The sequence below is a fragment of the Acinetobacter sp. YH01004 genome (genome assembly GCF_013420455.1).
Lineage (GTDB): Bacteria > Pseudomonadota > Gammaproteobacteria > Pseudomonadales > Moraxellaceae > Acinetobacter > Acinetobacter towneri.
Genome location: NZ_VOXZ01000003.1, coordinates 116,362 through 142,421, shown reverse-complemented (window position 1 = coordinate 142,421; position 26,060 = coordinate 116,362). Strand labels below are relative to the sequence as shown.

The 26,060-nt window shown below is 40.7% G+C and carries 26 protein-coding genes; 14 read left to right on the top strand and 12 right to left on the bottom strand.

Features of this window, described 5'->3' with window-relative positions; genetic code table 11:
• The first annotated feature begins 371 nt into the window (after positions 1-371).
• From FTT71_RS03435 to FTT71_RS03420, 4 genes are all read left to right on the top strand, one after another.
• Complete coding sequence (locus FTT71_RS03435; RefSeq protein ID WP_180061171.1) at positions 372-1,394, top strand: GTP-binding protein; 1,023 nt, start codon at positions 372-374, stop codon at positions 1,392-1,394.
• A 92-nt stretch (positions 1,395-1,486) separates the two neighbouring features.
• Positions 1,487-2,017 (top strand): YaeQ family protein, encoded by a 531-nt coding sequence (locus FTT71_RS03430; protein ID WP_004977306.1) that lies wholly within the window; start codon positions 1,487-1,489, stop codon positions 2,015-2,017.
• A gap of 58 nt (positions 2,018-2,075) precedes the next feature.
• Positions 2,076-2,417, top strand: a complete 342-nt coding sequence (locus tag FTT71_RS03425; protein WP_004977304.1) for an FKBP-type peptidyl-prolyl cis-trans isomerase — start codon at positions 2,076-2,078, stop codon at positions 2,415-2,417.
• A 161-nt stretch (positions 2,418-2,578) separates the two neighbouring features.
• Positions 2,579-4,420 (top strand): GGDEF domain-containing protein, encoded by a 1,842-nt coding sequence (locus FTT71_RS03420; protein WP_218946014.1) that lies wholly within the window; start codon positions 2,579-2,581, stop codon positions 4,418-4,420.
• A 24-nt stretch (positions 4,421-4,444) separates the two neighbouring features.
• Here FTT71_RS03420 and FTT71_RS03415 read toward each other — a convergent pair whose 3' ends face one another.
• The gene (locus FTT71_RS03415; protein WP_004977299.1) at positions 4,445-4,765 is read right to left on the bottom strand and encodes a co-chaperone YbbN; all 321 of its coding nucleotides are present in this window, start codon (positions 4,763-4,765) and stop codon (positions 4,445-4,447) included.
• Positions 4,766-4,917: 152 nt separating this feature from the next.
• Here FTT71_RS03415 and FTT71_RS03410 point away from each other — a divergent pair, with 152 nt between their 5' ends.
• The 3 genes from FTT71_RS03410 to FTT71_RS03400 all read left to right on the top strand — a co-directional run bounded on the left by FTT71_RS03410 (position 4,918) and on the right by FTT71_RS03400 (position 7,214).
• Complete coding sequence (locus FTT71_RS03410) at positions 4,918-5,910, top strand: NAD(P)H-quinone oxidoreductase (protein ID WP_180044388.1); 993 nt, start codon at positions 4,918-4,920, stop codon at positions 5,908-5,910.
• Between the two features lie 303 nt (positions 5,911-6,213).
• On the top strand, positions 6,214-6,393 hold the full coding sequence (locus FTT71_RS03405; RefSeq protein WP_096901477.1) for a hypothetical protein: 180 nt from the start codon (positions 6,214-6,216) through the stop codon (positions 6,391-6,393).
• Positions 6,394-6,707: 314 nt separating this feature from the next.
• Positions 6,708-7,214: a hypothetical protein gene (locus FTT71_RS03400; protein ID WP_004977287.1), complete on the top strand. Its 507-nt coding sequence runs from the start codon at positions 6,708-6,710 to the stop codon at positions 7,212-7,214.
• Between the two features lie 132 nt (positions 7,215-7,346).
• On the opposite strand, the gene FTT71_RS03395 is transcribed toward FTT71_RS03400, so the two are convergent.
• Together FTT71_RS03395 and FTT71_RS03390 are read right to left on the bottom strand one after the other, a co-directional pair.
• Positions 7,347-8,675 carry a hemolysin family protein gene (locus tag FTT71_RS03395; protein WP_104852324.1) on the bottom strand — a complete coding sequence of 443 codons (1,329 nt, stop codon included), beginning with the start codon at positions 8,673-8,675 and terminating at the stop codon, positions 7,347-7,349.
• Between the two features lie 137 nt (positions 8,676-8,812).
• Positions 8,813-9,802 carry a LysR family transcriptional regulator gene (locus FTT71_RS03390; RefSeq protein ID WP_004977282.1) on the bottom strand — a complete coding sequence of 330 codons (990 nt, stop codon included), beginning with the start codon at positions 9,800-9,802 and terminating at the stop codon, positions 8,813-8,815.
• 645 nt (positions 9,803-10,447) lie between these two features.
• On the opposite strand from FTT71_RS03390, the gene FTT71_RS03385 reads away from it, so the two are divergent.
• Complete coding sequence (locus tag FTT71_RS03385; RefSeq protein ID WP_180044386.1) at positions 10,448-12,049, top strand: isocitrate lyase; 1,602 nt, start codon at positions 10,448-10,450, stop codon at positions 12,047-12,049.
• A 140-nt stretch (positions 12,050-12,189) separates the two neighbouring features.
• Here FTT71_RS03385 and FTT71_RS03380 read toward each other — a convergent pair whose 3' ends face one another.
• A complete protein-coding gene (locus FTT71_RS03380; protein WP_180044384.1) occupies positions 12,190-13,020 on the bottom strand; it encodes a copper resistance protein NlpE N-terminal domain-containing protein in 831 nt (276 codons plus the stop codon).
• A gap of 356 nt (positions 13,021-13,376) precedes the next feature.
• On the opposite strand from FTT71_RS03380, the gene FTT71_RS03375 reads away from it, so the two are divergent.
• Positions 13,377-14,003: a 1-acyl-sn-glycerol-3-phosphate acyltransferase gene (locus FTT71_RS03375; protein ID WP_104852321.1), complete on the top strand. Its 627-nt coding sequence runs from the start codon at positions 13,377-13,379 to the stop codon at positions 14,001-14,003.
• 47 nt (positions 14,004-14,050) lie between these two features.
• Here the strand turns inward: FTT71_RS03375 and ykgO are convergent, their stop codons facing one another.
• The 3 genes from ykgO to mrdA form a co-directional block, all read right to left on the bottom strand.
• Positions 14,051-14,173 carry a type B 50S ribosomal protein L36 gene (gene ykgO / locus FTT71_RS03370; RefSeq protein ID WP_026438469.1) on the bottom strand — a complete coding sequence of 41 codons (123 nt, stop codon included), beginning with the start codon at positions 14,171-14,173 and terminating at the stop codon, positions 14,051-14,053.
• Between the two features lie 105 nt (positions 14,174-14,278).
• Positions 14,279-14,836: a 16S rRNA (guanine(966)-N(2))-methyltransferase RsmD gene (gene rsmD, locus FTT71_RS03365; protein ID WP_004970724.1), complete on the bottom strand. Its 558-nt coding sequence runs from the start codon at positions 14,834-14,836 to the stop codon at positions 14,279-14,281.
• 3 nt (positions 14,837-14,839) lie between these two features.
• The gene (gene mrdA / locus FTT71_RS03360) at positions 14,840-16,930 is read right to left on the bottom strand and encodes a penicillin-binding protein 2 (RefSeq protein ID WP_180160703.1); all 2,091 of its coding nucleotides are present in this window, start codon (positions 16,928-16,930) and stop codon (positions 14,840-14,842) included.
• A gap of 254 nt (positions 16,931-17,184) precedes the next feature.
• Here mrdA and FTT71_RS03355 point away from each other — a divergent pair, with 254 nt between their 5' ends.
• From FTT71_RS03355 to FTT71_RS03340, 4 genes are all read left to right on the top strand, one after another.
• Complete coding sequence (locus FTT71_RS03355) at positions 17,185-17,703, top strand: hypothetical protein (RefSeq protein ID WP_004970721.1); 519 nt, start codon at positions 17,185-17,187, stop codon at positions 17,701-17,703.
• Between the two features lie 63 nt (positions 17,704-17,766).
• The gene (locus FTT71_RS03350) at positions 17,767-19,083 is read left to right on the top strand and encodes a hypothetical protein (RefSeq protein ID WP_167846149.1); all 1,317 of its coding nucleotides are present in this window, start codon (positions 17,767-17,769) and stop codon (positions 19,081-19,083) included.
• A gap of 81 nt (positions 19,084-19,164) precedes the next feature.
• Positions 19,165-19,824: an adenylate kinase gene (gene adk, locus FTT71_RS03345; RefSeq protein ID WP_004970717.1), complete on the top strand. Its 660-nt coding sequence runs from the start codon at positions 19,165-19,167 to the stop codon at positions 19,822-19,824.
• A gap of 107 nt (positions 19,825-19,931) precedes the next feature.
• Entirely contained in the window at positions 19,932-20,156 is a 225-nt protein-coding gene (locus FTT71_RS03340; RefSeq protein ID WP_225543532.1) for a hypothetical protein, read from the top strand.
• Between the two features lie 129 nt (positions 20,157-20,285).
• Here the strand turns inward: FTT71_RS03340 and nth are convergent, their stop codons facing one another.
• Both nth and FTT71_RS03330 read right to left on the bottom strand, forming a co-directional pair.
• A complete protein-coding gene (gene nth / locus FTT71_RS03335) occupies positions 20,286-20,975 on the bottom strand; it encodes an endonuclease III (RefSeq protein ID WP_154321249.1) in 690 nt (229 codons plus the stop codon).
• A 92-nt stretch (positions 20,976-21,067) separates the two neighbouring features.
• Complete coding sequence (locus tag FTT71_RS03330; RefSeq protein ID WP_004970712.1) at positions 21,068-21,862, bottom strand: RnfABCDGE type electron transport complex subunit B; 795 nt, start codon at positions 21,860-21,862, stop codon at positions 21,068-21,070.
• A 357-nt stretch (positions 21,863-22,219) separates the two neighbouring features.
• Here FTT71_RS03330 and gdhA point away from each other — a divergent pair, with 357 nt between their 5' ends.
• On the top strand, positions 22,220-23,563 hold the full coding sequence (gdhA, locus tag FTT71_RS03325; protein ID WP_004970711.1) for an NADP-specific glutamate dehydrogenase: 1,344 nt from the start codon (positions 22,220-22,222) through the stop codon (positions 23,561-23,563).
• A 71-nt stretch (positions 23,564-23,634) separates the two neighbouring features.
• On the opposite strand, the gene FTT71_RS03320 is transcribed toward gdhA, so the two are convergent.
• The 3 genes from FTT71_RS03320 to rlmH form a co-directional block, all read right to left on the bottom strand.
• On the bottom strand, positions 23,635-24,417 hold the full coding sequence (locus tag FTT71_RS03320) for an META and DUF4377 domain-containing protein (protein ID WP_004970709.1): 783 nt from the start codon (positions 24,415-24,417) through the stop codon (positions 23,635-23,637).
• Between the two features lie 139 nt (positions 24,418-24,556).
• A complete protein-coding gene (locus FTT71_RS03315) occupies positions 24,557-25,333 on the bottom strand; it encodes a class III extradiol ring-cleavage dioxygenase (RefSeq protein ID WP_180160702.1) in 777 nt (258 codons plus the stop codon).
• Between the two features lie 150 nt (positions 25,334-25,483).
• Positions 25,484-25,966: a 23S rRNA (pseudouridine(1915)-N(3))-methyltransferase RlmH gene (rlmH, locus tag FTT71_RS03310; RefSeq protein ID WP_026438445.1), complete on the bottom strand. Its 483-nt coding sequence runs from the start codon at positions 25,964-25,966 to the stop codon at positions 25,484-25,486.
• Positions 25,967-26,060: the final 94 nt, after the last annotated feature.

Below are 26,060 nucleotides of genomic sequence, written 5' to 3'. Positions count from 1 at the left end.
GCTATGGGATCAATGCTTGCAACAAAGCAAAACAATGGCGGTTACTTGAACCGCACAATGATGATGAATAGGTCGTAGTTTGGTAATTTTTGTTTTAAATATGCAGTCAAATCCAATCAAAATGGCTGTGTTTTCCGCAATAAAATTGCGTGGTTGGCAATAAAACATAACATCAAGCGGCTAAAACTCGTGTATTTCCCCAAATAAGTTGCAGATCATCACGTAATAAATGTAAGCGAATTTTTCAAATCATGATGGTGATAGATGTGCTGAAATGAATAAATTTCAGTGTGTTTAGATTCAGATTGAACTAATCGCTAAACTTGCTTAGCATGCTTGAGTTGTTTGAAATTCAATAAAGTGAGCTTATTTTGAAATTAATTGCACCACAAAAAGCAGTCCCGACGCATATTATTTCTGGTTTTCTCGGTGCAGGAAAAACCACCTTATTGAAACAGTTACTCAGCCAAAAACCAGAACATGAAGTTTGGGCGGTGCTGATGAATGAATTTGGACAAATCGGGGTCGATCAACAACTCTTACCTCAGCAACAGGGTTATCAAGTCAAAGAATTATTGGGCGGTTGCTTATGTTGTAGCAGCCAATTGCCTATGCAAATTGCTTTGTCGCGTTTATTGTCCGAAGCGAAGCCTGACCGTTTATTCATCGAGCCGACAGGTTTGGGGCATCCTGCGCAACTCTTGGAACAACTGACCGAACCACATTGGCATACGCATTTATCGATGCGCGCCTTGGTGACGGTAGTAGATGGTTCGCGTTTGCATGATCAGGCGTGGACGCAGCAAAACCTGTATGCCGATCAGCTCAAAGCTGCACAAATTATTGTGGTGTCACATGCAGACCAAATGCAGGCGGCAGATGAGCAAGCCCTCATACAACTACAACAGGAATATCAAGCCTACGCGCAAAAATGGTTGAAAGCAGAACAGGGTCATCTGGCTTTGACCGAAATGGATATACCGTATGTCGGTACACAGCGTAAAATTCAGCCGTTGCTAAAATTGCAACAGAAGGTCAGCTCTACAAATCTGCAAGAGTCTGCAGAAATCAAACAATTGCCATATCACTATGTCGAAACTGCACAAGGATATGCAGTCGCAGGTTGGAAATTGCCTAAACGTTGGCAATTCGACTTTTATCCCTTATTAGATTTACTCTGTGAACAGCAAGATTGGCTGCGTATTAAAGGAATTTTTTATACCAATCAGGGTTGGGAAAGTTTCAACTTCAATCCGCAGCAATTTAATTATCAATCTACCGATGAAGGCATAGACAATCGGTTGGAAATTATTTATCAAAGCGAGCGTGATTGGGAAAAATTTGAGGCTGAACTATTGGCGTATCGGGTCGATGCTGCTGCGGTTCTAGACTGAAATCTATACGTTATCGGGCAAACGATACAGCAAAATCACAGAAAATCCATTATGCTTAGTGGCAAATTTAAACATAGTTTTAGGAATAGACAATGGCGCTGAAAGCGACAATTTATAAGGCAGATTTGAACATTGCCAATATGGATGTGCATCAATACGGTGACTATCAGCTCACCATGGCATTGCATCCTTCTGAAACTATTGAGCGATTGATGGTGCGTATTTTGGCATTCGCACGTTATGCAGATGAAGCTTTGGAATTTACCAAAGATTTATTTGAAACCGATGAGCCTGCTTTGTGGGAAAAAGACTTAACAGGGCAGTTAATTAAGTGGATTGAAGTCGGTTGCCCAGATGAAGACAAAGTCAAAAAAGCCAGTTCGCGTTGTAAGCAAGTTGCGATTATTGCTTATGGTTCATCGGTAGATGAATGGTACAAACGTAACAGTAAAATCAAAACTTTAAATAATGTTGAAGTGTGGCAACTATCGCCAGCGAGTACCGAAGCCGTTCAAGCTTTATGCGAACGTACCATGCAATTGCAGTTGAATGTAATGGATGGCGAATGGACATTGATTGGCGATCAGGCACAGGCTCAGATTGAGTGGACACAGTTGCAATAACACTTGCACGAGCTGGAAATTATCTTAAACATCGAAGTGCAAATATTTGGAGATGAACATGAGTGCAGAATTAGAAATTATTGATTTGGTGGTGGGTGAGGGGAAAGAAGCGGTTAAAGGCGCTTTAATTACTACGCATTACACAGGCTGGTTGGAAGATGGCACCAAGTTTGATTCATCCTTAGACCGTGGTAACTATTTTGAAACCGTGATTGGTACAGGTCGTGTCATTAAAGGCTGGGATCAAGGCATCATGGGGATGAAAGTGGGTGGTAAACGCAAACTGATCGTACCTGCGCATTTGGCTTATGGTGAGCGCAAAATGGGCAATATCATTCCTGCTAATTCTAATTTGATTTTTGAAATTGAATTGTATGATGTGAAAACACGCGATCAATAAACACCTCTCAACTTAGCCAAACCGCTAGAATTTAAGTCATTCATCCGATGCCAGTAAGGTCTAGCATAAATGACTTAATTTTTTACTTCAAATTTAGTGCAAGAACGATTAGATTAAAAAACAAGCACAATAGGGCTTTTGCATTTTTGAATTTCACTCGGATGTGGCACAAGTGTGCATTACTCTTCTTAACTTTACTGTGCAGTGTACTCACACCACCGCGTGTGTTGGCGCAGTATGAGTCTGCACCTGAATCTTACTATCTACATCAACAACTGCTCAATTCTGTTCAATTTACTGAAGATCAATCGAGTATTTTGACTGGGCGATGGTTGTTTTATCCGCAACAATTGATTCAAGAACCCAGTGCGGTACTGGCATCGAATACCGTTGAATTGCCTGCTTCATTTGAAGATTTAATGGGCAATGCCAATACTTACGGCACTTTTATTGGGCACTTTCAAATTCCAAAAGAATTTCTAGGCAGACGTATTGCGATTTGGATTCCCAACCAATATGGCGCCTATCGGGTATTTTTAAATGGCGATCCACTGGTGCGTGTTGGCACAGTCGGTGCAGATGCGAGTAGTCACCAAACCGAAAATGCCCCACGAATTGCATATTTTGTTCCTGAAAGTGAATATTTTACCCTGACCATTCAAGCGTCTAGCTTTCAGAGCTTGCAAGGTGGTTTAAAAAATCCAATGAAAATTGGTTTAAGTCGCACCATCAATCAACAATATCAGCGTTTGATGATGAGTATTGCCATGATTTGTGGGGCAGTACTTGGTATTGGTTTGTTTACCTTGATGTTTTCGGCATTTAGTCTTGCAAATGGCGGCAAGACCAAGCGTATTTTTATTTTTGGCTTGTTTATTGTTTTTCTAGCATTACATAATTTATTTTCTCCGCCCTATGCCTATACCACTTTCCTGAATTTAAGTTGGTCTTGGGGAATAAGACTCGAATATTTATTTAGTTTTTTAGCGATTTTATTTTTCCTGAGTTATATGTTTTTGCTCAGTTCGCGCTATTTGCATCGTTGGGTATATAGCGCGGCAATGCTGTTATTGAGCTTTAATATTGGGGTGACGCTGTGGGCAGAACCCACTATTTTTCAGCAATTGGCATTTTATAGTTCATTTTTCTTTGTTTTGATTTTGGCAAATTTTGCTTATGGATTTTATCAAACCCTGCGTTCAGGAGAGGATTATTCCAAAATTAATTTTTGGGCAGTAATTATTCTATGTGGCACATTTATTCATGATTTTTTATTAATGCTGAATTTGGTCAATTCCATTCATTTATCTTTTATTTCGACCAGTGTTTATGCATTGCTTATCATGTTTCAGCAGGCACGAAATTATGCCTACCATAACTTGCGCATTGAACGCTTGAACCAAAAACTGATTCATTTAAACAGCTCGTTAGATTTAAAAGTGCAGGAACGCACTGAACAACTCAGTCTTTTGAATGAAAAACTGGAAATACAGATTAAAACCGATGCATTAACAGGGGCATATAATCGCCGTGCATTAAATGAAGAAATTCAGCGTTTGTATTTTGAAACCTTGCAAAATAAGCGACATATTTTGGTCTTTGCGATGCTCGATGTCGATTATTTTAAAAAATACAATGATCATTATGGGCACTTAAAAGGCGATCAAATTCTGCAAAACCTAGTTAAAGTTTTACAAGATATTTTGCCTAAAAATGCGTTTGTGGCACGTTATGGGGGTGAAGAATTTGCCATTTTACTGCACGATATTCCGCAACCTGCGATTGCACCACTCATGCAAAAGGTCTTGCAGGCTGTGCGTGATGCAGCTTTTGAGCATGTAGCACGAGAAGACCATAAACAATATGTGACTTTAAGTATCGGTGTAGCGTGGATGACTCGCGCACAAGCGTATACGCACGTGGATGATTTTATGAAAGCTGCAGATGCGCATTTGTATCAAGCCAAACATGCAGGACGCGATCAGGTAGTAATTCAAACTTAATATGTTGACGCTACTCTACATGGCTTAAAGATAGCTCTGAATTTTTTGTTGAAGTTGTACGACAGAAACATTGCCCGACAGTCGTTCAACAATTTGCCCATCTTTAAAAATCAGAGTGGTCGGTAAACCAAAGACTTGATAACGCAAAGTTAAAATTGGAGATTGATCGACATTCACTTTGCCAAACTTTACCGAAGCATCAAAAAGTTGGGCAAGCTGCTCAAAAAATGGTGCATTTTGAACACAAGGCGTACACCACGTCGCATAAAAACGAATCACCGCAACGCCTGTTTCATATTCAAACTCACGGTAATTATTTTCGTTGTATTCCACAATTTCTGACATCACATACTCTTTAATCATAAATAAAAATTTAATCACGCATGAAACACCACGGCATGAGAATTATACCTAAGTTAATCTGGGTTTTAATGCTTTGCTGTTTTATGTTCAAATAGTCAGAATTCATATCAGCATCAAACAATCAGGGATTTGCCATGACACAAAACACAATGCAGCAGATTATTATTACAGAACCAGGTGGCCCAGAAAAATTAGCCTATGAAACGGTTGCAATACCTGAGCCACAAGCCAATGAGGTTTTGGTCAAAGTACATGCTTTTGGTTTGAATCGTCCTGATATTTTACAGCGTCAGGGTCTGTATCCTATGCCTAAAGGCGTGACGCCAGTGCCAGGTTTAGAAGTAGCAGGTGAAGTAGTTGCTGTGGGTGCAGATGTTAGCCAATTTAAAGTTGGTGATGCAGTGTGTGGCTTAACCAATGGTGGTGGTTATGCAGAATATTGTGTTGTACCAGAAAGCCAGACTTTGACAATTCCAACAGGTGTCAGTTTTGTACAAGCCGCTGCGATACCTGAAACATTTTTTACTGTGTGGGCCAATGTATTCCAAATGGGTAAAGCCAAAGCAGGTGAAACGGCGCTGATTCATGGTGGAACCAGTGGTATTGGTACAACTGCTTTAATGCTGTGCAATGCCTTAGGTTTAAAAACCTTTGCAACCGTAGGTTCAGATGAAAAAGTACAAGCAATTTCACATCTCACCACAGCAATTAATTACAAGACACAAGATTTTGAACAAGTGATTAATGCAGCGACAGACAATGCTGGGGTCGATGTCATTTTAGATATTGTTGGTGCGCCGTATTTGGAACGTAATTTAAACTTATTACGTCGTGATGGTCGCTTGGTGTATATCGCATTCTTAGGTGGTGCAAAAGCCAAAGAAGTAAAACTTGGTCAAATTATGATGAAGCGTCTTACCATTACGGGTTCGACCATGCGCGCCCGCAATACTGCAGAAAAAGCTGAAATTACCAAAGGCTTGCAAGAGATTGTTTGGCCATTGTTAGCAAAAGGCGAATGTCTGCCAATGATTTATAAAACTTTCCAGTTTGATCAAATTCAACAAGCACATGCCGAAATGGATACAGGTGAGCATGTGGGCAAAGTAGTGGTGGAAGTGATTTAAAGACTCAAAATTTAAAATCAGCCCGCATAAAAAACTGACCGAGTGTCAGTTTTTTATGCATATTTTTATAGAAGATTTTAACAAAGATTTTTTGAATCTTTTTTAGCAATTATTTTAATCATAATTACATAAATATTCCTTTAAACTACAATTTAACACAATAAAATTTTTCCAAATAGTCAAATATTAAGGAGGTGTAGGACACACCCTGTCAATAATAGAGCTTATCTTTATATTCATTGAATTCATTCTCAAGATAACAAAATGGTTCATGTAAAATAATTTGATAGAGAGAGCAGGCTTATGAAAATTTTATCTGCATATACGCCAAAACACAGTCTACGTGCATTAAAACGGTTACACAAAAATATTGTTCGTCAGCAAATCAATGTTCGGAACTTAAATAAAATGTATCATGCGATGCTACATTTAGAACGCTATATTGACCGCCTCGATCATGATAAACGCGAAAACCTGTATTAAGTGTAAAGAGCAACCTGTTAATTATTTTTTACTAAAAAGTACAAGTGAGTTGAAAAGTTAAACCTGTTATTTATTGGATTATTCATTTGAAATAACGGGTTTTAAATAGACGGTAAAATTCAGGAGAAAAACTAAGGGAACAATAAGAAATTTAAAATAAACAAGGACGATCAAAGCTGAAAGATCAATTTTAAACTGCTGCACTGTAATAGGTGCAGCACTGCCTTGTGTGAACAATTGCTTCGGAATGTGTCGAGCTTTTAGCTAAATTGTGCGAAAATAGCGTTTTGCTATTTTTTGTCCAAGGGCAGTACATGATTGACCAATCTCCTGAATCATTAAGTGATATCGAAATACTCGACATTTTGCAGTCTATGAAAAGTGATGAGCTAGACACAGAGGCAAAAGAAATTATCCGTAATGGTGGGAAAGCAGGTCGTCAGGAAGCGCATAAAGCAGCGTTGGTGGCATTGAATCAGTCATTCGAAAGCAAATTTGTAGAAGCAGTAAGTTTGGCTTTGCAGTTAAACGAAGCGCAAATGAAAAAAATCCGTTATAAAAAAGACCGTGTACGTATTTTAAAAGCACGTGGCATTGATTATTTAGCCATTGATGGCACAGAAACTGCACAAGTATTGGCTCAGGTTGCACAAGCGATTGTGCGTGAAGATGCTGTGGTGACGCATGATTTGCACAACATTTTTCCTTTCTGGAAAGAGGGCTGGCCGATGGTGCAATTCGACAATGTCTATAAAATTCTAGCTGAAGATATTGCGATTCACTATCAAGCGGTATTAGATGAATTGATCAGCAAATATTAAATAGATATTCAGCTAAATTTCAGAAGTATCAGTTCAGATTTAAAAAAGCACCACTTCATTTTGATGTGGTGCTTTTTTGTGAATGCGAGAAAATGTAGATGCAATCAGGCTGAACGAATACAAGGAATCTCACTATCCATCTGCTTCAGTGTTGTTTTGTATTTCCTGCGTTTCTACAATTCGTGTCACTAAAAGTTGGTCAATTTTAAAATGATCGACGTCGACCACTTCAAATTTATAACCATCAAAAAGTACAGAGTCGGCAGGACGCGGGATTTTACGTAGCTTATACATCATAAAACCTGCAATGGTTTCATAATTTTCATCATCTGGCATTTCATCAATTTGCAGCGCGTGTTTAATGTCTTCAATTGGTGTACTGCCATCAATCAGCCAAGAATTGTTATCACGTTTAATGATTTGCTGATCTTCTTCAATAGGTGTTACCCAATCGCCCATCACAGTAATCATAATATCAGACAGGGTAATCACGCCCACAACCAAAGCATATTCATTAATCACCACGGCAAATTTTTCTTTGGTCGAGCGGAAACGATCTAAGACTTCAGACAGCGTGAGTGTATCTGGAATGGTCAATACATTGCGGATGGTGCTTTCATTCAGTTGCAGTAAAGATTGATTATTGAGGATTCTGACCAGAATATCTTTGGCATCGACATAGCCAATAACATCATCAATATTTTCGCTACAGACCAAAAATTTGGAATAAGGATATTCTGCAAGTTTTTGACGAATACTGGCTTCAGATTCCTTTAGGGTAAAAAACACCACATTTTCACGTGTAGTCATACTCGAAGGCACGTTACGTTCTTCAAGTTCAAACACGTTTTCAATAAAGTGATGTTCCTGCTTTTGTAAAACACCTGCTTGAGCGCCTGCATCCATGACTGCAGAAATATCATCAAATGTAATATTGTCTTCGCGCGTGGTATTTACTTTAAATAAACGGAACAGCACGTTGGCAATCGCATTAATCATCCATGCCAAAGGCTTGCATATCCGAATAAAAATTTGAATCGGATTAATCACCGATACCGCAATTTTTTCAGGGGCGATCATTGCCAAACGCTTAGGCATTAGGTCGGCAAATAAAATAAACAGCGAAGTCACTAAGGTAAATGACAAGGCAAAACTAAGCGTTTCAGCCCATGGTCCTTGATAGAAGCGAACAACTAAGTTGTAAAAATAAGGACGGAATGCGCCTTCACCTAAAATACCACCTAAAATGGCAACTGCGTTTAAGCCAATTTGTGAGGCAGCAAAAAAATCAGCTGAGTTTTCTTGTAGGTCTAAAACTTTTTGGGCACGTTCATCGCCTGATTCGGCTAGAATTTTCAGTTTAACTTTACGTGCACCAGCCAACGCAATTTCAGTCAGCGATAAAAAACCAGCTCCGACAATGAGGATGAGGATAATAACAATATTCTGGAAGAGGCTCACGAATCCACCTGTGGATTATATTATTTTAAATATAACAATTTGAATCTTTATTAAATCATGATTAAACAATGAGGAATATCGAAATATTCCTCATCTGAGTATAAGCGTTTGTGCCAATAAGTTCAGTGAATTTTTAATTAATAGGCTGAAAATTGAGAGTTATTCAGTAAAAACTCACGGTTTTCTTCTTCAATCATTTGGCGCGCTACATATAAAATCAATTGGCGTAACCAACGGTGTGCAGGGTGATGATGTAACAACGGACACCATGCCATCTTTAATTCAAATTCTGGAATATAAAATGGTGGGTCTTTAATCAGTAAGCTTTGGCTTTTGGCTTGTAAGCGCGCAATACGTGTAGGTAAGGTTGCGACTAAATCTACATTAGACGCGAGTAGTGCAGGCATTTGATAATGACGGGTAAACACCGAAATTTTACGTTTTTGTCCAATACGCTCTAAAGCTTGATCAATCCAACCCAGTCCCGCTTGTTTCTCTGGATTCACACCAAAACCAACGCCCATACCTGTTTTAGAAACCCAAATATGTTGTGCATCTAAGTAGCTTTTTAAATTCAGGTTATTGGCAGCAGGGTGTTTGTGATTGAGCAGGCAAGAAAAACTATCACGCCAAACTAAAACCTGATGGAAACTTTGTGGAATTTCATTAAAACGGTTAATCGCCAAATCGACTTTACCTTGTTCCATGTCGCGATAAGACACATCACTCGGGGTTAAAAAGTCTAATACCACATTAGGTGCTTCAGAGCGTAAAGCTTTAACCAAGCGTGGGACTAATGTGGCTTCTGCGTAATCGGAGGTCATAATCCGAAATACACGATTTGAAGTATAAGGGCGGAACTCAGTACGCGGCTCCAAAATCATAGAAAGGTCAGATAAGGCATCGCGGATACGCGGTTGTAATTCTAAGGCACGTTCAGTTGGCGTCATGCCTTCAGAAGAACGAATTAGCAGGGGATCATTAAATAAATTGCGCAAACGACGTAAAATGTTACTCATCGCAGGTTGGGTAACGCCCAATTGTTCTGCAGCACGGGTTACATTTTTTTCACGAAGTAAGACGTCAAGATAAATTAATAGATTAAGATCAACCCGCTCCAGATTCATAAAATAAATACCGAAAATAAAATCACTAAATTATTGGAATTATGCCATAAGCCGTAAGGCTTGTGTATAAATTATGATGAAAAAATCGACGAGATAAACAGCAAAAAATCTGAATAAAAACAGCCAGCCCCATCATTATTTCCTAAAGAAATGTAGGTTGCCTAGTACTGCATCTATACTTTTTAATCTTAAATGCAAAAACACTTAAAAGCATTGGCAGAACTGATAGCAGATTCTATTTTGTATGAAACTTATGCACTTACATTGCGCTGAAAAGCAGCAAAATTTTGCTAAAAAATGGCAGAAATCGCCAATGCAAGCATTTTTTATGAAATGCAAGACTTAAGTCTAATGCAGAAAATATCGGCACAGAGATGAATTTGTAAGCAAAGATATTTGATTGATTTTCTAAATAAGGTTTTTAAAATCAATATGTTGTGTTTTTATTGTTTTTGTGAATTAAGACTTTGATCTATACATTTTTTTAAAAAATACCGAGAATTACACGAGAATATTGGATTAATTCATTCAGTCACTCTACTCTGTATTCATCGTAACGAAGTGCTCTAAATCTGAGCAATCAAGCATAAGCGCGATTTAGCCTTCGATTGATAAATCCTAAATAATATTACAGGGTACAATATCATGACTACATACCAAACAGCGATTGATGCAATCCGCGAATTAAAAGCAAAATTCGGCAACACTTGGGCAGACATCAGTCCTGAAGATGCTGCGCGTATGCAAATGCAAAACCGTTTCAAAACTGGTTTAGATATTGCTAAATATACAGCTGCGATTATGCGTCGTGATATGGCTGCTTATGATGCTGATTCAAGCAAATACACTCAATCTTTAGGTTGCTGGCACGGTTTTGTTGCGCAACAAAAAATGATTGCGAACAAAAAATACTTCGGTACTACTGAACGCCGTTATATCTACCTTTCTGGTTGGATGGTTGCTGCACTTCGTTCAGAATTCGGTCCACTTCCTGACCAATCTATGCACGAAAAAACTTCTGTTCCTGCATTGATCGAAGAAATCTACACATTCTTACGTCAAGCTGACGCAAAAGAATTAAACGATTTGTTCCGCGCACTTAAAAAAGCACAAGACGCTGGTGATACTGCTAAAGCTGCTGAAATCACTGCTCAAATCGACAACTTTGAAACTCACGTTGTGCCAATCATTGCGGACATCGACGCTGGTTTCGGTAACGAAGAAGCAACTTACTTATTAGCTAAGAAAATGATCGAAGCGGGTGCATGTGCACTTCAAATCGAAAACCAAGTTTCTGACGCGAAACAATGTGGTCACCAAGCTGGTAAAGTAACTGTTCCACACGAAGACTTCATCGCTAAAATCCACGCGTTACGTTATGCGTTCTTAGAAATGGGTCTTGACGACGGTATCATCGTTGCACGTACTGACTCTGAAGGCGCTGACTTAACTCAAAAAATCCCAGTAGTTAAAGAGCCAGGCGACATCGCTTCTCAATACATCAGCTACTTAGACACTCAAGAAATTGACATCTCTGAAGCGAAAGAAGACGAAATCCTAATCAAGCGTGATGGTAAATTACACCGTCCTAAGCGTTTAGCTTCTGGCTTGTACCAGTTCCGTGAAGGCACTCAAATTGACCGCGTTGTACTTGACTGTGTAACTAGCTTACAAAACGGTGCTGACCTTCTTTGGATCGAAACTGCGACTCCAAACGTAGAAGAAATCGCTCACATGGTTAACCGTGTACGTGAAGTTGTGCCAAATGCGAAACTTGTTTACAACAACTCTCCATCATTCAACTGGACACTGAACTTCCGTCAACAAGCGTACGACCGTTGGGTTGCTGAAGGTAAAGACGTATCTGCATACGACCGCGCTAAATTAATGAGCGCTGAGTACGACGATTCTGAATTGGCTGCTGAAGCTGACGAAAAAGTACGTACATTCCAAGCAGACGCTTCTCGTGAAGCAGGCGTGTTCCACCACTTGATCACTCTGCCTACTTACCACACAGCTGCTCTTTCTACTCACGAGCTTGCTCAAGGTTACTTCGGTTCTGAAGGTATGTTGGCTTATGTTGCTGGCGTACAACGTAAAGAAATCCGCGGTGGTATCGCTTGTGTGAAACACCAAGCAATGGCTGGTTCTGACATCGGTGACGACCACAAAGAAATCTTCGCTGGTGACAACGCGCTTAAAGCGGGTGACGATGCGAAAAACACAATGAACCAATTCAACGCGTAATCGCTTGATGGTTTAAAAGAAAACCCTGCTGATGCAGGGTTTTTTTATGGCTGTAGAAAAATCAAAGAATTCTGAAACACTTTTTAAGAAATAACTTTAAAGTGAAGTTTCTTTATTTATGAAAATTCAGCAGCTGTAACCTATTTAATTTTGATCACATCTGCCTGTACAGAAGCAGGGTAATGGAAAGACACCTTAATCCATTGTTTTTGTTGTGTAGGAATCGGTTCTAAAAATTGCGGATCGACTACAGCAGCATATTCCTGATATTGCTGATCGACCAAAACCAAGTCATTGGCATGTAATTGTAATGCTTGATCAGATTGATTGTGAATTGCCAGAAAATAATCGTGTGCCATCACAGGGTCGTTTAATTCTTTGACCTCAACATTTTGTACGTGTTCAGCCTGAATATCGACATGCTTCAGGGCATTACTGACTTGCATATTTTCTACAGGATGTAAGAAAACCTGAGTTTCATTTTTCTGTTGATTTTGTGTCTTTTTCTGATTGTATAAGCTGAATTGAAGACCGTGAGCTGTGAGTTGAATACGTGCATAGGCTTGCCCATTTTCTGTATTGAGCAACCATTCATTTGCCGTGTTTTGCGATGGGTGTTGGTTCTGTTTGTCTTGCTGATTGTTGCCCTGAGCAGCTTGAATCGTTCCCGCCACTTGGTTTTCGCGCTGGCGCTGTTTCGAGCGTTTAATGTCGCTGAGTTGAAAGGTTTGATCATCATTCAGGCGTAAATGAATCACATGCTGTTCACAGTTGTCACAAGGCAATAAGGCTCTAAAGTTACCTGTAGCTTGTCCTGTCCATGAAGTTGCTGAATTTTGAACTTCAGTTTTGGGCGTAATTTGTGGCTCAGAAGGCAAAGCGGATTGATATTCCCTGCTTGGATCAGTTGATCCGCAAGCTACTAAAAATAAGCTAAGTGTACTGAGTGCAATCGGATAACGATTCAGCATAAATGTTCTAAACTTCAAACTTGTCTTGCTGCCACCTTAAACTTTCACCTTGTATCTGAAAAGCCAATTTGTCTTATTTTTAATGAAGATTTGTAGCAAATCATAACAAGCCAGATGTTTTAAAGTTTTAAGTTTCACTTCAAGGATTACATCGGATTAGACCGTAAAAAACTCAGCAAACTGTGCGTAAATTTATATATTTACCATTTTAAACTTGCTTGAATCTAGCAATGAATAAGCGCAAAAACAGTATGATTTTGCATGGAATGACAAAAATAAGATGAGTGCAGGAAATTTTTATACATTTATAAAGTATTTGTTTATTTATTCGTCGTTTTAGACTTTTGTATTTGTCGATGCTTGCTAAAATTCGCACACTTTATTTGGGGTATGCGGTTGTGTTTGAAAAGTTAGCTGAGCGAAGCTTAAATTTAATGGGTTGGGAAATCGACAATCATTGTCCGTTGGAATTAGACCAATATGTGATGATTGCTGCACCGCATACCAGTAATTGGGATGCCTTATATGCACGCTTAGGGCTTAAAGCTTTGGGCGTTAATGTTCGCTTGACCATTAAAGACAGCTATATGAAATTGCCGTTTGGGCCATTTGTCCGTGCGATGGGAGGTATTGGTATAGACCGTCGTCCGAAAGCACCAGGCGAAGCACGACCTAGTATGGTTCAGCTCATGACGGACTTATTTAAAAACCATCCTAAATTGGTGATGTTGGTGACGCCTGAAGCCACACGTGCGCGTCAAGAACAATGGAAAACAGGTTTTTATCATGTTGCGTTAAATGCAGGTGTGCCAATTGCTTTGGCGTATATGGATTACGCAAAAAAGAAAACGGGTGTGGGAAAAATTGTGCATCCAACCGGTGATTTTGAAAAAGATATGGCTGAAATCATGGCATTTTATGCGCAGGTTCAAGCAAAATTTCCTGAAAGTTTTAGTGTCGATACACGTTACTATTCAGAATAAGCACACTATTTCAGTGTAATAATCTATCAAAACTAAAAGACAGGGGATTATCCCTGTCTTGCTTTAAAACGTGGATTGGATTTGCAAATCACAAATAATTTGCCACGACGTTTCACAATTTGACAATCGGCACGCGATTTTGCACTTTTTAAAGATGAACGAACTTTCATGAAGATAAACACTACAATATGTAATGTTATAATATTACATTAATAAATGACTCTTGAAAAGTGTCGATAGTCATAAAATTACCGCGTATCTTTTAAGGAGAAAATTTAAACAACAATCTTTTGGTATAAGCCCGCACGTACAGTTCCCGCTTTGCTCTCTTTAACTTTTTGCCAAGTCTGCGGTAATTTTAACAGGTTTAAATCACGATCTGCTTCAACATAAATCAGACCTTGTGCCGCAATGAGTGGATCAGCCAACCCTGCCAATTCTTCCCATAAATCTAAACTATAAGGCGGGTCTAAAAATACCAAATCAAACTGATCTTTTAGTGTCGCCAAAGCATGTTGTGCGGTAGAAACTTTTAATTGTGCTTTGCTTTTATTGACGCGTAATAATTCTAAATTTTGCTGTAAAAACTGTGCTTGTGTACGGTTTGGCTCAATCATGACCACGTGTGCCGCACCGCGAGACAGGGCTTCAAAAGCTAAAGCGCCCGAACCTGAACAGAGGTCTAACACTTTGGCGTTTTGCACATCCCACATTAACCAGTTGAATAAGGTTTCGCGCACTCGGTCGGGCGTAGGGCGTAATCCCTCAATTGAAGCAAAAGCCAACTGACGACGTTTCCATTCTCCACCAATAATGCGTAGTTGATTTTTCATGGCTTAGTCGCTCTCAATTGGGTTAGTGGGTACAACTGCTGTTGGCGCAGTTGCAGGTGGATTGGTTGGAGCTGAACTCGGAGTAGTTTGCGAAGGATTTGGGTTGAGCGCAGGGTGATTGGTTGCTGTATTCGGATTATTCACGTTATTCGTATTTGGTGCAGTAGATGAAGGGACTTCACCACTTGGCAATTCACTTGGTTTTAAACCTGCAGTCATTAAGCCACCACTCACTTGTGCGGCAGATGGACGAATTGGCTTTTTATTTTTATTCAGTAACCAATAGTCTAAAATTGGACGCGCCAAAGCCGTTGCTGCAGAACCACCGCGACCATTTTCTAGAATGATGGCAATTGCGATTTCAGGGTTTTCGGCAGGAGCGAAGCCAACAAATAAACCGTGGTCAAGCTGACGGTCGGTCAATAAGGCTTCGTTATAGCGTTTACCTTGCGCAATACTTTTAACCTGTGCTGTACCTGTTTTACCTGCAACTGAATATTGCAAGCCGCCTTTAATCCCTTTACCTGTACCTGATTGAATCACATCAACCATGGCATCACGCATTTTAATCCAGTCTTCTTCTGTGCCGTTAAAGTCAATTTTTCCGTTGGTACCATTGTGAACTTTAAATGGTTTCGCGCCACGACTTTCACGTAACACGTGCGGTGTGACTTTAAATCCTATGTTGGCGGTGATGGCGGTGGCCATTGCTAATTGCAATGGTGTCGAGGTAAATGCACCCTGACCAATACTGACGGAAATTGTTTCACCTTTCATCCATTTGGCTTTGCGCGTACGCATTTTCCAGTCCGGGTTTGGGTAGAGTCCTGTGCTTTCACTTGGTAAATCGACCCCAGTTTTTTCACTAAAGCCAAATTGACGCATCCAGTCGTTCATTTTTTCAATGCCCATGCGATACGACAATACATAGAAGTAGGTATCACACGACACGACTTGAGCTTTGTGCATATCGACAATGCCATGCCCAGTTTTTTTATGGTCACGGAAACGGTGGCTGTCGCCTGGTAAAGTGAAATAACCATAATCCTGAATGGCGGTTTTCCAGTCGACATAGCCATAATGAATACCGCCTAAACCAAACATCGGCTTAATGGTAGAACCCGGTGGATAAACACCTTGTACTGCACGGTTATAGAGTGGTTGATCTAAATTATCGCGTAAGGCAGAGTAGTCGGTATGGCTAATACCTGTGACAAATAAGTTAGGGTTAAAACTCGGACTGGAGACTAAAGCTAAAATTTCACCTGTACGTGGGTCAAGTGCCACAATTGCACCACGGCGTTCTGCCAGTTGTTCAGAGGCGACCACTTGCAAGCCATAATCCAATGACAAAAACAAATCATTGCCACGTACAGGGTCTTTACGTCCTAAATTGCGCAGCACATTACCATGTGCATCGGCTTCTACAGATTCGTTGCCGGGTACGCCATGTAGCAAGTGCTCATACGATTTCTCCACCCCAATTTTGCCAATCAAGTTGGTGCCTGCATAAGCATCTTTGTCAATTTCTTTCAGTTCTTTGTCGTTAATGCGCCCGACATAACCAATCACGTGCGCAAATAAGTCACCATGCGGATAGTAACGTGTCATCTGGGTTTCAATATTGACCCCAGGGAATTGAAATTTAACTTCACTAAAACGGGCAATATCCGATTCATTTAAATTCAGCTTGATCGATACACGTTCAGTTTTACGTGAAGTTTTAATCCGACTTTTAAAGCGATCGATATCTTCTTCTGTCAATTGTAAAACAGGTGTCAGTCGCGCAATGGTATCGTCAATATCTTCAACATCTGCACGGCTTAAAGTGGCTGAGAACACAGGGTAGTTATCTGCCAATAACACACCATTGCGGTCATAAATATAACCACGTGCAGGTGCGAGTGGTTGTAGCCGAATTCGGTTTTTATCTGATGCAGTCGCAAATTCATCGTAGCCGCTAATTTGTAAAAAGGCATAACGAGCCACCAACAGCAGCAAGAAAAAAACCACAACACCCACCGAAAAAAAGATGCGATTGCGAAAAATACGCTTCTCTTGCTGAGCATTTTTTAACGGATAGTGTTGTTTCATACAAAAATTGGCTTAACAAAAATGAGGGAGAACGAATTTGGACTATTCTAACGCATCTATTGGCAATTTTGAGTAACCATGTTTGACTGAATTGCCCGATTTAACCTAGAAGATGGGCACAATCTTAATTTTTGACTTTAGCGACATCAAAATTGTAATTTGCTGTATATAAGAATCCTGACAATTCTGCTAGAGTCAAAACACGAAAACAGGACTGTTTTTAAAATTAAAACAAATGGACACTGGTGACAATAATGACAAAAGTCTATTCTTTCGTGGCATTACTTGCCTTTTCAAGTTTTAGCTTTGCTGGGAACACTACTTTTTTACCTGAAGCAAAAATTAGCGCAGATAGCGCAAAAACCTGGAATGTAGGGGCGGGTATTACCCAAAAATTACTGCATTTGAATGGTGAATGGGTCAATCCTTATGGCATTGCCTATCTAAAAGCGGGGGCTTTTTTAAATGGTGACCATGAAGTCGGTGGGCAAACAGGTTTTCGTTACCCATACCACCTCACAGGTAAAGACAAAAATGGTTATTATATTGGCGCTTACGCAGGACACCTAGAATCTAAATGGGTGGATGGTGAAGAAAAAGCGCGTTTAGGTGCAGGCATTGATCTGGCTTATGTATTACTGAGCCCTGAACGCATCAGTAGCTTTAGTGTTGGCATTGGCGCAGGTGAAAAATTGGAAGATCGACAAGGGCGAGTGATTGCGGAAACTGAGCCTAGACTACAATTTTCCTATACGCTCAGTATGGGTTTGTAGTCAGAATAGTGACTTTTAACTACTTTAGAATCTTGTAATTAGAACTAAATATGGAAAAAATGCATGCTTGAGTACGTCAATCAGTTGTGGCAAACCTTTTTGAATCGTCCAGATTTTTGGGCCGTGCTCAGTATTATTCCTGTGACTGCTTTTGTGACTTGGGCGCACGTGTGGATGGCACTAAAAATGGTGTTCTATCCAATTAGCTTTTGGGGCTTTCACCTTGGGCCTATTCCTGTGGGATGGCAGGGGATTGTACCGCGTAAAGCAGGGCGTATTTCAGGCATCATTACCGATAACACATTGTCAAAATTAGGTTCATTGCGTGAGTTTCTCAATGCTATGGACCCTGACGATATGGCGCGTATTATTGGTGAGCAAGTGGGTTTTGAACTTGAGCACTTAATTGATGAGGTCATGTTAGACCGCAATGCTGTGCTTTGGGAAAACCTACCGTATTCGATTAAACGCCGTATTTACGCACAGGCGCATAAACAATTGCCAGGTGTGCTGCGTGAATTGGTGACTGAACTGACCTTGAATGTTGAATCCTTGGTGGATATGCGTGAAATGGTGGTCAGCCAAATGGAAGGTGATCGCCGCTTAATGGTGCGTATGTTCCTAAAAGTCGGTCAAAAAGAAATTAACTTTATTTGGCATATCAGTGCATTGATTGGGATGTTCTTTGGTATTTTCCAAATGATTGTTTGGTTTCTTGTACCATGGCACTGGACGGTTCCATTTTGGGCGGCAATTTGGGGCTTCTTGACCAACTGGATTGCGATTTGGATGGTATTTAACCCAGTCGAACCACATTACGTGAAATATCCGCAGTTCTTTAAATTGACTGAAAATCGTCAATTTCCATGGATTAAGCCAGTGATTCCACGCATTGGGACTTATAATATTCAGGGTGCGTTCATGAAACGCCAAGAAGAAGTCTCGGATGTGTTTGCAACGGTAGTCACAGAAGATCTGATTACGTTAAAATCGATTATGACTGAAATGATGTATGGCAGTAAAAAAGACAAAACCCGCCGTATTGTCAAACGCCACATCAACGAAATTATGGAAACACCATTGGTTCGTACCTCTTTACAGTTGTCTTTGGGGCCAAAAGAGTATGCCAAACTCAAGACTGACTTGATTGATCGTTCGATTGAAATTACGATGGTGCCTGTATGCGACCCTGCCTTTAATGCGAGCCGTGCACAGAAAATTTATCAAATGTTCAGAGATCGTATTCGTGAACTGACGCCAAAAGAATTCCAGAATCTCTTGCGTCCTGCCTTTCAGGAAGATGAGTGGATTTTAATTGTCTTGGGTGGTGTAACTGGTTTTATTGCTGGTTTAATACATTTGTTTGTCGCTTTCTTATAAGAGGATGCTGGCTGCGTAAAGGGCGATGGCTCTGATATGCAACGAGTGTCAAATACATTGTTAAAATGAGGATGTTTTTTTATGCGCATTATCTTACTCGGACCACCTGGAGCAGGTAAAGGTACACAAGCTCAGTTGATCTGTAAGCGCTACAATATCCCACAAATTTCAACCGGTGATATGCTCCGTGCTGCAATTCGTGAAGGTACTGAATTAGGTCTACAAGCCAAAAGCGTCATGGACGGTGGCGGTTTGGTATCTGATGAACTGATCATTGGCTTAGTGAAAGAGCGTATTGCGCAGCCAGATTGCGTGAATGGTTGTATTTTTGATGGTTTCCCTCGCACTATTCCACAAGCTGAAGCCTTGGAAAGCGAAGGCATCAATATCGACCACGTGATTGAAATTGATGTTGCAGACGAAGAAATCGTACAACGTTTGTCTGGTCGTCGTCAGCACCCTGCATCTGGTCGTATTTATCACCTTGTTTACAATCCACCAAAAGTGGAAGGTAAAGATGACGAAACTGGCGAAGATTTGGTTCAACGTCCAGATGACCAAGAAGAAACTATTCGTAAACGTTTAAAAGCGTATCACTCAGAAACTGAGCAATTGGTTGGCTTCTATCAAGGTCGTGCTGCTTCTGGTGAAAATGCACCAAGCTATAACAAATTGAATGGTCTTCGTCCAATTGAAGAAGTTCAAGCAGATTTGTTTGCTATTTTAGACCAAGCAAAATAAGTCTAGGTTTTAGACCAAGCCTGTTTAAAAGAAAATAAAATCGCTTAAACAGGCAGCTTGTTTTGACTTTAAAAGAGTCCTGATTCATATTAGGGCTCTTTTTATTTGTGTCAGTTTGGGAGAGTGCTTTGCAACATGCTGCTGTGATCATCATGTTATTGGCAAGTATTGCCGTTTTAGGCTTTCTTGTTTTTGTGAGCTATAAGTTATTGCGCAACACACAAGCTCAGAATTCGGCTGAAAAAAAATCAGGTAAGCACTATCAATTGCATCCGAAACTTAAACAACAGCAAGAACAACAACGTCAGTCTGAAGATTCTCAGGATAAATAAATCATCTCTGCACAATCTTGTGCATAGATTGCACAGTTATCCACACGATTTTGGATAATCCACATTGCTTTGATGATCTAGCTTGTCATCAATAAGCTTAGATCACTTTGCAAAACTCTACCGAAGCACTTACTTAGATATGGGCGCGTGATGAATTTCATGCAGCGTAGTATGACGATGTGCACCAAATTCAAAGCGATCAGGCCAGTTACACACATCTGACACCACACATTCAGCGCATTTAGGCTTACGCGCAATACAACAATAACGGCCATGTAAAATTAGCCAGTGATGCGAGTCAATTAAAAATTCTTTAGGAATGACTTTAATCAAACGGTGTTCGACTTCTAAAACATTTTTACCTACAGCTAAACCTGTACGGTTACCTAAGCGGAAAATATGCGTATCGACCGCCATAGTAGGCTGTCCAAATGCGGTATTTAACACTACATTGGCCGTTTTGCGTCCCACGCCGGGCAAGGCTTCTAAATCGGCACGATTATCAGGCACGATGCTGCCGTGTTTTTCGATGAGAATTTTGCAGGTTTTAATGACATTTTCTGCTTTGGAATTATACAGCCCGATGGTTTTAATATATTCTTTTAAACCTTCCACACCTAAGGCATAAATCGCTTCGGGAGTATTGGCAACAGGAAACAGTTTGTCGGTGGCTTTATTGACGCTGACATCGGTCGCTTGTGCAGATAAGGTCACCGCTATCAGCAATTCAAATGGATTGGAAAAATTCAGTTCAGTGGTCGGATTTGGACGTTGGTCACGTAAGCGCTCAAAAAAAGTCTGAATTTGCTTTTTGGTCATATTTTTAGACGGCTTTTCTTTGAGCGTGGTGCTTTTGGCAGCCGTTGTTTTGACCGCTTTATTGGTCAGACGTGTATTTCTTTCGGGCATGTTTATGCTCCTAATTCACGTAACTGTTGTTGTAAATTGGTTAGTAATAGCCGTTTTTTCTCATCGTCACGCACACTGAGTTGTTTTTCGAGTTTTTTAATTTGTGTGCGTAATTTTGCCAGTTCGATGGTGGTTTGTGCATCGGCAGTGGAAATCTGTTCATTTTTTTGCACAGGCAATTCAATCACAGGCACAGCAGCATCGGCTTGTGCAGAAAATTGAGCAAACAGTTCGGTATCAATTTCTGCACGTACCACAGGGCCTTTACGGTGCAGACGACGTTGTTCTTCACGTTGTATGTGGGCGTAGTAGCGTTGGCGTAAATCATTCTGTTCTGCCACTCGTGCGCTATCAGAAAGCAGGGGTTGTGTATCTTCTACCAAGTCAATGCAATCGACAGGGCAAGGTGGGATACACAATTCACAGCCAGTACATAAATCAGTCAAAATGCTGTGCATGAGTTTGCCTGAGCCTAAAATGGCATCGACAGGGCAGGCATTAATACATTTGGTACAACCAATGCACTCATCTTCACGAATTAGCGCTTTCATACGCTGTGGGCGTCCATCTGCCTGCACAGGCCAAACACTGGCTTCTGCGGTCAATACAGGGCGTTGCAGTAAGTTTGCTAGTGCATCTGCAACAGGTTGTCCACCGGGTACGCATTTATTGGCCGCTTCGCCTTCTGCAATCGCTTTGGCGTAGGGTAAACAGCCATCACGGTGACCACATAAGCCACATTGAGTTTGAGGGAGTAGCGCATCAATATTTTGAATCAGAGCAATTTGCGAATTCATGGACAAACCAATGCCACTTTAAACAGCAGCAGAAAAACGGAAGATAAGGCTAGGGGGAAATTCTAGGTCGATGATTTTAGCACGATTTTTGCTTTTAGGCTTGTGCGCAAATTAAGAACAACAATTGCTAGCTTTTTGGGCAAAAATGCTCAAAACTATGAATTAATTTGTTACATTAACTTATGGGCTTAACACGCTAAAAAATAAGTTAAATTTATGAAAATACAAATGTTTTAAAGTTTTTTGAAAAAAACTATTGTAGATTGTTAACAAAAGATATTTAATATTTTGCGCCAAAATATATCATTGATTGAAATTTTGACCAATTTTGATCCATTTTCTGCTGAGGATTAAGCGTTGAAATACAACAGCCTTAACGAATTCCTAGATTACGTTAAAACACGTGATGCACATCAACCAGAGTTTCTACAAGCTGTAGAAGAAGTAATGACCAGCCTTTGGCCGTTCATTGAAAAGAACCCTCAATATGCAGCACATGGTTTGCTTGAGCGTTTGGTTGAGCCTGAGCGTGCAATTCAGTTCCGCGTTTCTTGGGTAGATGACCAAGGTCAAACCCACGTAAACCGTGCATTCCGTGTACAGTACAACTCAGCAATTGGTCCATTTAAAGGTGGTATGCGTTTCCACCCATCAGTGAACCTTTCAATTTTAAAATTCTTAGGTTTTGAACAAACCTTTAAAAATGCTTTGACCACATTGCCAATGGGCGGTGGTAAAGGTGGTTCAGACTTTGACCCTAAAGGTAAGTCTGAAGGCGAAATTATGCGTTTCTGCCAAGCCTTAATGATCGAGTTATATCGTCATTTAGGTTCTAACACGGATATTCCTGCGGGTGATATTGGTGTAGGCGGTCGTGAAGTGGGTTACATGGCGGGTATGATGAAGAAGCTCAGCAATGACACTTCATGTGTATTCACAGGTAAAGGCTTGTCTTTCGGTGGTTCTTTGGCGCGTCCAGAAGCTACAGGTTACGGTACTGTGTATTTCGCTGAGGAAATGCTCAAGACTCGTGGCGATTGCTTTAAAGATAAAGTCGTTGCGATTTCTGGTTCAGGCAACGTTGCACAATTTGCTGCAGACAAAGCAATGTACTTGGGTGCGAAAGTAGTTTCACTTTCTGACTCGAATGGTACTGTGTACGTGAAAGAAGGTTTCACGCCAGAATTACTTGCTGAAGTGATGGAACTTAAAAACGTAAAACGTGGTCGTATTTCTGAATTTGCGTCTAAGCACGGTTTTGAATACCTTGAAGGTCAACGTCCTTGGGGTATTAAATGTGATATCGCGCTTCCATGTGCGACTCAAAACGAACTTGATGCGAATGATGCAGCAGCGCTTCTTGCAAACGGCGTAATCTGTGTTGCTGAAGGTGCGAACATGCCTTCTACACTTGAAGCGGTTGAGAAATTCGTTGAAGCGAAAATTCTTTATGCGCCAGGTAAAGCATCTAACGCCGGTGGTGTAGCAACTTCTGGTCTGGAAATGTCTCAAAACGCATTGCGTTTAGGCTGGACTTTCGAAGAAGTTGATGAGCGCTTACACGCAATCATGAAAGAAATTCACCGCAACTGCGTAAAATTCGGTACGAAAGAAGACGGTACCGTGAACTATGTAGACGGCGCAAACATCGCTGGCTTCGTAAAAGTTGCTGATGCAATGCTTTCTCAAGGCGTATTCTAAGTCTGACTGAGTTTAAGCTTGAAAAAAAACCGAGGTGAATGCCTCGGTTTTTTTATATTGCGATTTTATCGTTATAGAGTGCCTTTGACTGCTTCACGCTCTACGGTCATGTCGAATACATAGGCATATTTAGACTGGTCAGCTGCCGGATTTTTAATTTCATAACGTTTTACCCGAATAATCTGACGCTCATTCGATGAATGCTGAAAACCTTCGATCTGATCGTAAAATAAAGTCCAGTCTTTATCGACCTGAGTCTTTAAGCCTTTTTCATCATATTTGATTTCTTTCACCTGTAAGCAGGTTTGCTGAGCTACACCCGTACAGGCTTTAGTCTGTGACGAAACTTCCAGGAAAATGGTTTCTGCCTGACCTTGGTATTTGGTTTCCGGTGTCATTTTTCCGGTAAAGACATATTTTTGACCATCAGCTGCAGTAATACTCAGTTTTGGCTGATTGGCATCATTTAGATCCAGACTAAACGGAATATTACGCTTTTGCAGAAGCTGGCTGATAAAACGTTCCTGTTCCATTAATGGTGCATCACATGCCATCATGGTGCCCATCATGTCACCCGTACTCAGGGTATTATCTTTAACAGTCCAGCTCGTGCCAAGGCCATTACAGCCAGAAGCTACACTTAGTCTGCCTCGTTGATCAAAGCTCAGAACAATCGGGCGTTGCAGCCCACGATCAAGTTCCCAGGTATAAGCGGGCAAAATTTGTGTAGGCGTTTTTAATGTGGTGGATAGAGTAGAAATAGCTGGATCTCCTGAAGTGGCAGGAAGATGTGAAGATTGACATGCAGTTAAAGCCAAAGGGAGCAGGGCAAGCGCAAAAATACTGAATTTCATTGGTTTATATTCTATGTGCTAAAGTTTCAACGTGATTATAATCAAGAGATTAACAAAAAATATGGATACAAATCGTAGCTTTTGCTAACAAAATGTATCCAAATTAAAAAGTCAGATTTTAAATAAGCGGAGCTATCGGTTAGTCAAAACGATAAATATCCATACCGAGTGAACCCATGCTAAAGCTGCTATGTACAGTGTTAAATCGATCTCCCGTACCCATTGCAAAAAACAGCGGTGCAAAGTGTTCTAGGGTTGGGTGATTACGTGCTACATGTGGCAATTGTTGCCAATCTAGTACTGCATCATAATTGCGATGACTTAAATGCTGCACCACACGATTACGGAAACTAGATGCCCATTCAGGCACAGCCGCATTGGGTGTATTCCATGATAATTCACGTAAGTTATGGGTGATACTGCCTGAGCCAATCAGTAAAATTTGCTGTTCACGTAATGGCGCTAAACTTTGCCCAATGTGATAAATCTGTTCGGCGCTCATATTCATGGGCAAAGAAATGGTAATCACTGGAATATTGGCATCGGGATACATGTGTAGTAATGGCATCCATACGCCATGATCATGCGGGCGTGTGCTGTTGGCATGGGCAGCAAAGCCCGCATCAGCCAAACGCTGCAAAATATCTTCTGCCAGTTCAGGTAAGCCAGGTGCAGGGTAGCGCAGGGCGTACAAGGCTTCAGGAAAACCACGGAAGTCATGCCATGTTTCAGGGCGAATACCTGTGTTGACCTCCAGTGCATTACTTTCCCAATGCGCCGACATCACCACAATGGCTTGCGGTGTTGGCAAATTTTCACTTAAACGGCTGAGTGCAGGCCCGACCTGTTCAGGATTGAGTGCCAACATGGGCGAACCATGTGAGATAAATAAACCGGGTAATGTCTGTAAGTTCATGCCTAGATCCCTAAAGCCTGCTGTTCTACAGCATCGCAAAAAAGTGTGTATAGCGAAATGTACTTTTGTTCAACGCTATGTTGCAGCTTTGCAACGTCGTTTGAGTTGAAGATATTTTGATAACTCAACGTACAAATTGAATAAGTTGATTTAACCTGCACGATGATAAGGATGGTTGTGGTTGATGCTCATAGCACGGTATAGCTGCTCAATCAGCATCACGCGAACTAAAGGGTGTGGCAAAGTTAGTTTGGATAATGACCAATGCCATGCTGCTGCTTTACGTACTGCTTCAGAGTGACCATCTGGTCCACCAATCGCAAGCACGACATCATTGCCTTCTAGCATCCAGCCTTTCATGGTTTCTGCAAGTTTTTCGGTGCTGAACTCTTTGCCGCCCACTTCCAAGGCAATTAACAGCTCATTGTTTTTCATGGCATTTAAAATGCTATCACCTTCAATTTGGCGATATTTTAGAATATCGGCCTCAGAATCATTTTTGCCACGTTTCGCCATTGGCAGTTCGACAATTTGAGTCTGCACAAAAGGCTGAATCCGTTTGAAATAATCTTCAAAACCAGTCAGCACCCAAGCAGGCATTTTTTGTCCAATGGTCAGAATGCGAATTTTCATAGGCGAGTTCATGTAGCGATCAATCAGAATCTCGCATTATAACCATGATTCAACACAAGCGCTGTGTAACGACACAATTTGCAATTGAATTTGC

Excerpts from the sequence above, each read along its gene's own strand:
- FTT71_RS03405 (WP_096901477.1), top strand. The coding sequence starts at position 6,214 with ATGAAAATTTTATCTGCATATACGCCAAAACACAGTCTACGTGCATTA.
- rsmD (WP_004970724.1), bottom strand. The coding sequence starts at position 14,836 with ATGAAAAATCAACTACGCATTATTGGTGGAGAATGGAAACGTCGTCAG.
- FTT71_RS03410 (WP_180044388.1), top strand. The coding sequence starts at position 4,918 with ATGACACAAAACACAATGCAGCAGATTATTATTACAGAACCAGGTGGC.
- mrdA (WP_180160703.1), bottom strand. The coding sequence starts at position 16,930 with ATGAAACAACACTATCCGTTAAAAAATGCTCAGCAAGAGAAGCGTATT.
- FTT71_RS03400 (WP_004977287.1), top strand. The coding sequence starts at position 6,708 with ATGATTGACCAATCTCCTGAATCATTAAGTGATATCGAAATACTCGAC.
- FTT71_RS03320 (WP_004970709.1), bottom strand. The coding sequence starts at position 24,417 with ATGAAATTCAGTATTTTTGCGCTTGCCCTGCTCCCTTTGGCTTTAACT.
- FTT71_RS03330 (WP_004970712.1), bottom strand. The coding sequence starts at position 21,862 with ATGAATTCGCAAATTGCTCTGATTCAAAATATTGATGCGCTACTCCCT.
- FTT71_RS03390 (WP_004977282.1), bottom strand. The coding sequence starts at position 9,802 with ATGAATCTGGAGCGGGTTGATCTTAATCTATTAATTTATCTTGACGTC.
- FTT71_RS03420 (WP_218946014.1), top strand. The coding sequence starts at position 2,579 with ATGTGGCACAAGTGTGCATTACTCTTCTTAACTTTACTGTGCAGTGTA.
- FTT71_RS03350 (WP_167846149.1), top strand. The coding sequence starts at position 17,767 with ATGCTTGAGTACGTCAATCAGTTGTGGCAAACCTTTTTGAATCGTCCA.
- FTT71_RS03380 (WP_180044384.1), bottom strand. The coding sequence starts at position 13,020 with ATGCTGAATCGTTATCCGATTGCACTCAGTACACTTAGCTTATTTTTA.
- FTT71_RS03425 (WP_004977304.1), top strand. The coding sequence starts at position 2,076 with ATGAGTGCAGAATTAGAAATTATTGATTTGGTGGTGGGTGAGGGGAAA.
- rlmH (WP_026438445.1), bottom strand. The coding sequence starts at position 25,966 with ATGAAAATTCGCATTCTGACCATTGGACAAAAAATGCCTGCTTGGGTG.
- ykgO (WP_026438469.1), bottom strand. The coding sequence starts at position 14,173 with ATGAAAGTTCGTTCATCTTTAAAAAGTGCAAAATCGCGTGCCGATTGT.
- FTT71_RS03355 (WP_004970721.1), top strand. The coding sequence starts at position 17,185 with ATGACAAAAGTCTATTCTTTCGTGGCATTACTTGCCTTTTCAAGTTTT.
- FTT71_RS03375 (WP_104852321.1), top strand. The coding sequence starts at position 13,377 with ATGCTTGCTAAAATTCGCACACTTTATTTGGGGTATGCGGTTGTGTTT.
- FTT71_RS03415 (WP_004977299.1), bottom strand. The coding sequence starts at position 4,765 with ATGTCAGAAATTGTGGAATACAACGAAAATAATTACCGTGAGTTTGAA.
- FTT71_RS03385 (WP_180044386.1), top strand. The coding sequence starts at position 10,448 with ATGACTACATACCAAACAGCGATTGATGCAATCCGCGAATTAAAAGCA.
- adk (WP_004970717.1), top strand. The coding sequence starts at position 19,165 with ATGCGCATTATCTTACTCGGACCACCTGGAGCAGGTAAAGGTACACAA.
- FTT71_RS03315 (WP_180160702.1), bottom strand. The coding sequence starts at position 25,333 with ATGAACTTACAGACATTACCCGGTTTATTTATCTCACATGGTTCGCCC.
- nth (WP_154321249.1), bottom strand. The coding sequence starts at position 20,975 with ATGACCAAAAAGCAAATTCAGACTTTTTTTGAGCGCTTACGTGACCAA.
- FTT71_RS03430 (WP_004977306.1), top strand. The coding sequence starts at position 1,487 with ATGGCGCTGAAAGCGACAATTTATAAGGCAGATTTGAACATTGCCAAT.